Source organism: Nigerium sp. (assembly GCF_039811905.1).
Lineage (GTDB): Bacteria > Actinomycetota > Actinomycetes > Propionibacteriales > Propionibacteriaceae > Propioniciclava.
In genome coordinates, this window is the sequence record NZ_JBDHZL010000168.1 from 1 (window position 1) to 3,522 (window position 3,522).

General features: G+C 67.5%; 3 protein-coding genes. All 3 read left to right on the plus strand.

Annotation, left to right across the window (positions count from 1 at the left end):
• Nucleotides 1-205 precede the first annotated feature (205 nt).
• The 3 genes from nrfH to WMJ97_RS14785 all read left to right on the plus strand — a co-directional run bounded on the left by nrfH (nucleotide 206) and on the right by WMJ97_RS14785 (nucleotide 3,400).
• A complete protein-coding gene (gene nrfH, locus WMJ97_RS14775) occupies nucleotides 206-715 on the plus strand; it encodes a cytochrome c nitrite reductase small subunit (protein ID WP_347349767.1) in 510 nt (169 codons plus the stop codon).
• 4 nt (nucleotides 716-719) lie between these two features.
• The gene (locus WMJ97_RS14780; protein WP_347349768.1) at nucleotides 720-2,294 is read left to right on the plus strand and encodes an ammonia-forming cytochrome c nitrite reductase subunit c552; all 1,575 of its coding nucleotides are present in this window, start codon (nucleotides 720-722) and stop codon (nucleotides 2,292-2,294) included.
• A 176-nt stretch (nucleotides 2,295-2,470) separates the two neighbouring features.
• A complete protein-coding gene (locus WMJ97_RS14785) occupies nucleotides 2,471-3,400 on the plus strand; it encodes a tetratricopeptide repeat protein (protein ID WP_347349769.1) in 930 nt (309 codons plus the stop codon).
• Nucleotides 3,401-3,522: the final 122 nt, after the last annotated feature.

Here is a 3,522-nt window from a genome sequence, read left to right on the forward strand (position 1 = left end):
GGTTGGACGCCGTCGGTCGACCCACGGCTCGTCCCCGGACGCCCTATGCATCTGGGCATGCCGGGTGGCGATCTATACCCCTTTTCTATCCCCCGGCGGATGCCGCGAAACGCCGGATCAGGAGAGGGTGAAGTGTCAAAGTCCGCTCAGGTCTCGGTCGGGGGTCAGGGCGGGCGCGACTGGCACGAGAGCAGGGGGTGGCGCAATGAGCGCGGAGCAGCCGCAGGGCACGTCGCAGCAGCCGCGGGGCTTCTGGACGCGCACGGTGTTCCCGGTCACCGTCGCCGTCTTGTTCGGCGTGCTGATCGGTCTCGGAATCTTCACGTTCGGTTACGCCGGCGGCATGGCGTACTTCGGGCACGACCCACAGGCGTGCCTGCAGTGCCACTCCATGAAGGAGAACTACGACTCCTGGCAGGCGGGGCCACACGCCCACGCCGCCACATGCCAGGACTGCCATTCCCCGCACGACAACCCGGTCGCGTGGCTGGTCTCCGAGGCTGACAACGGGTTCTGGCACTCCCTGAAGTTCACGACGGGTCTGTACCCCGAGAACATCAAGATCCGTGACCACAACTTGGAGATCACCGAGCACGCCTGCCTCAAGTGCCACGGTCAGATGACCGACGCCATGAGGGGCACCCGGGCTCACGCCGGCTCCGACCAACAGATTTCCTGCACGAAGTGCCACGCCAACGTCGGGCATATGAGGTGATGAGATGAGCTCGAGTGTTTCCCCCAAGCCGCGGCCCAGCAACAGGCGCCGGACCGCGCTGTTGATCGGCATCGGCCTGTTGCTGGGAGCGCTGGTCACGGCCGGCGTTGCGGCGCTGCTGATCAACATTTTCCAGCATCGCGTTGAGTCGCAGAACCCCTACTTCCGCGTCGTCAACATCGATGAGAAGACGTTCGACCCCGCTGTCTGGGGCCAGAACTTCCCGCTCCAGTACGACGGCTGGCGCAAGACGGCCGAGATGGAGCCCGCGGACCAGGTGACCCGGACGCCCACCGCCGACGACCCCCGCACGGTCAAGACCCACAGCAAGCTCGAGGCCGACCCCCGGCTCGTGACGATGTGGACCGGCTACGCGTTCGCCATCGAGTACAACGAGCCCCGCGGGCACATGTACATGCTGGAGGACCAGACGCTCGTCAAGCGCGTCACGCAGTTCAACCAGCCGGGCGCGTGCCTGAACTGCCACTCGTCGATCCCCGAGGTGCTGAACAACATCGGCGGTGACCCCGCTCAGGCGTGGGCGACGATGAACAAGTCGCCGTACTCCGAGGTCGTCGGCAAGGCCAACAACCATCCGGTCGGCTGCATCGACTGCCACGACCCGAAGACGATGGCGCTGCGCGTGACGCGGCCCGCGTTCATCAACGGCATGAAGGCCCTCAAGAACGGTCAGGGCGTCAAGGACTACGACGTCAACCGCGACGCCTCCGCCGCCGAGATGCGCACGTTCGTCTGCGCCCAGTGCCACGTCGAGTACTACTTCGCCGGCGACGGCAAGACCCTCACCTTCCCGTGGGACAACGGCCTGAAGATCGACGACGAGTTCAAGTACTACAACGATCACGGCTTCTCCGACTTCACGAACACCATCACCGGTGGCCCGGTCGTGAAGGCTCAGCACCCCGACTTCGAGACCTTCAGCCAGGGCGTCCACGCGAGCGCCGGCGTCACGTGCGCCGACTGCCACATGGCGTACAAGCGCGAGGGCGGCCAGAAGATCACCGATCACCAGGTGCGCAGCCCGATGATCAACGACGAGACGATCAACCGCAGCTGCCTCAACTGCCACCGGGCGAGCGAGGAAGAGATGCGGGGCCGCGTCAAGACGATCCACGACCGGTACGAGGAAGCCAAGAACAAGTCGTTCGACGCGTTCATGGATCTGGTGCACGACATCCAGGCCGCCCGTACCAACGGGACGCCCGCCAACCAGGTCACGGCAGCCCAGCTGTACGCACGGAAGGCGTCCTTCTGGATCGACTACGTGGTGTCGGAGAACAGCCGCGGCTTCCACGCCCCGGCCTACACGATCCGCATCCTGAACGACGCGACGGACGCCTCCCGCAAGGGCCAGATGTCCCTGCGTGACGCGCAGTACGCCCAGCGGGCGATGACGGAGCCGAACCTGGTTCCGTCGCCCGCCCCGCTCGGCAACAAGGCGCCGATCGCGACGCCGAAGCCAGGTGCCACGGCCGCCACCCCGGGGGCCACGCCCACCTATTGGAAGACGGCCACCGCCAACGCCGCGACGACCCCGTCGCCGACACCGAGCCGGTAACCGAACCGCATCGCCCGAACCGTCGAGGCCGTGGATCTTATATCCACGGCCTCGGCGTATATATCCACCGGTCACCCATCTACCGGAAACGTGCCGCGTGGAGGATGGGATTGTGGTCTGCTGGGGGTCAAAGTAGGCGAGTGGCCCAGTGAGGCCCGTGCGAGCGAGGGAGATCGATGGCTGAGCAGGACCCGGACGCGACGGTGGGGCAGGGGGGCGTCGAGCCCCTGCTGGAGGCGCTCGGCCTCCCGCCGGACGCCTCGGTGGACGATGTCCGGGCCCAGCATGTCCAGCTGTTGTCCTTCCTCGACGAGGCTCCCGAGCAGCTCCGCCCGTGGGCGGAGAAGCAGGTCGAGCTCAGCGGAGAGGCCCTGAAGGTCCTCGAGGGCGAGGCGTCCGGGGAGTCGGCGGCCGCGGCGACCGCCGCTGCGGCGGCGTCCGGCAGCGCGACGAAGGGCACGACCCCCGGCGCGAAGGCGTCCGGGCGGAAGGCCCGCGGCAAGCGCAGGGTGAACCCGCTGCTGGTGGCCGCGGTGATCCTCGGCGTCATCTTCGGCGTGTACTTCTGGGGCGGCGGCCAGCCCGTACAGAACAACCATCCCGACATCTCGGGGACGCCGGCGCCCACCGCGATCTCGACGCCGAGCTTCCCGCCGCTGGATCAGGCGGCCGTCGCCCAGCTCAAGGCGAAGGTGGACGCCAACCCCCGCGACATGGATGCGATGCGGCAGCTCAGCAAGCTGTACTACGACTCGGGCGACTACAAGGAGGCCGGCGCGTGGCAGAGCCGGATCCTGCAGATCAACCCGAACGACTCGGCGGCGCTGCGGACCCTCGGCCTCGCGCAGTTCAACAGCGACGACATGGCGGGCGCCGAGAAGAGCTGGCTCAAGGCGATCCAGCTCGACCCGAAGGACGCGCTGGCGCACTTCGACCTTGGGTTCCTCTACCTGAACAAGAACGATCTGAACAAGGCCGAGGAGCACTGGCAGAAGGTCGTCGACATCGACCCGAAGTCCGACCTGTCGCAGATCGTGTCGTCGCACCTGAAGCGCCTCAAGGAGCGGTCGGCGTCCCCGGTTCCGTCGGCGACGCCGAGCCGGTAGGGGGCGTCCGATGAGCACCGACACGTCGAGGGCCGCCGACCCGCAGCTCGAGGTCGAGCGCGACCTGCACGACGAGCCCCTCCTGCCGCGGGGGCAGCGGCGCCTCACCGCGGGCGACCTGC

What these genes read in the sequence shown, in the direction of transcription:
- nrfH (WP_347349767.1), top strand. Translation starts at nt 206, where the DNA reads ATGAGCGCGGAGCAGCCGCAGGGCACGTCGCAGCAGCCGCGGGGCTTC.
- WMJ97_RS14780 (WP_347349768.1), top strand. Translation starts at nt 720, where the DNA reads ATGAGCTCGAGTGTTTCCCCCAAGCCGCGGCCCAGCAACAGGCGCCGG.
- WMJ97_RS14785 (WP_347349769.1), top strand. Translation starts at nt 2,471, where the DNA reads ATGGCTGAGCAGGACCCGGACGCGACGGTGGGGCAGGGGGGCGTCGAG.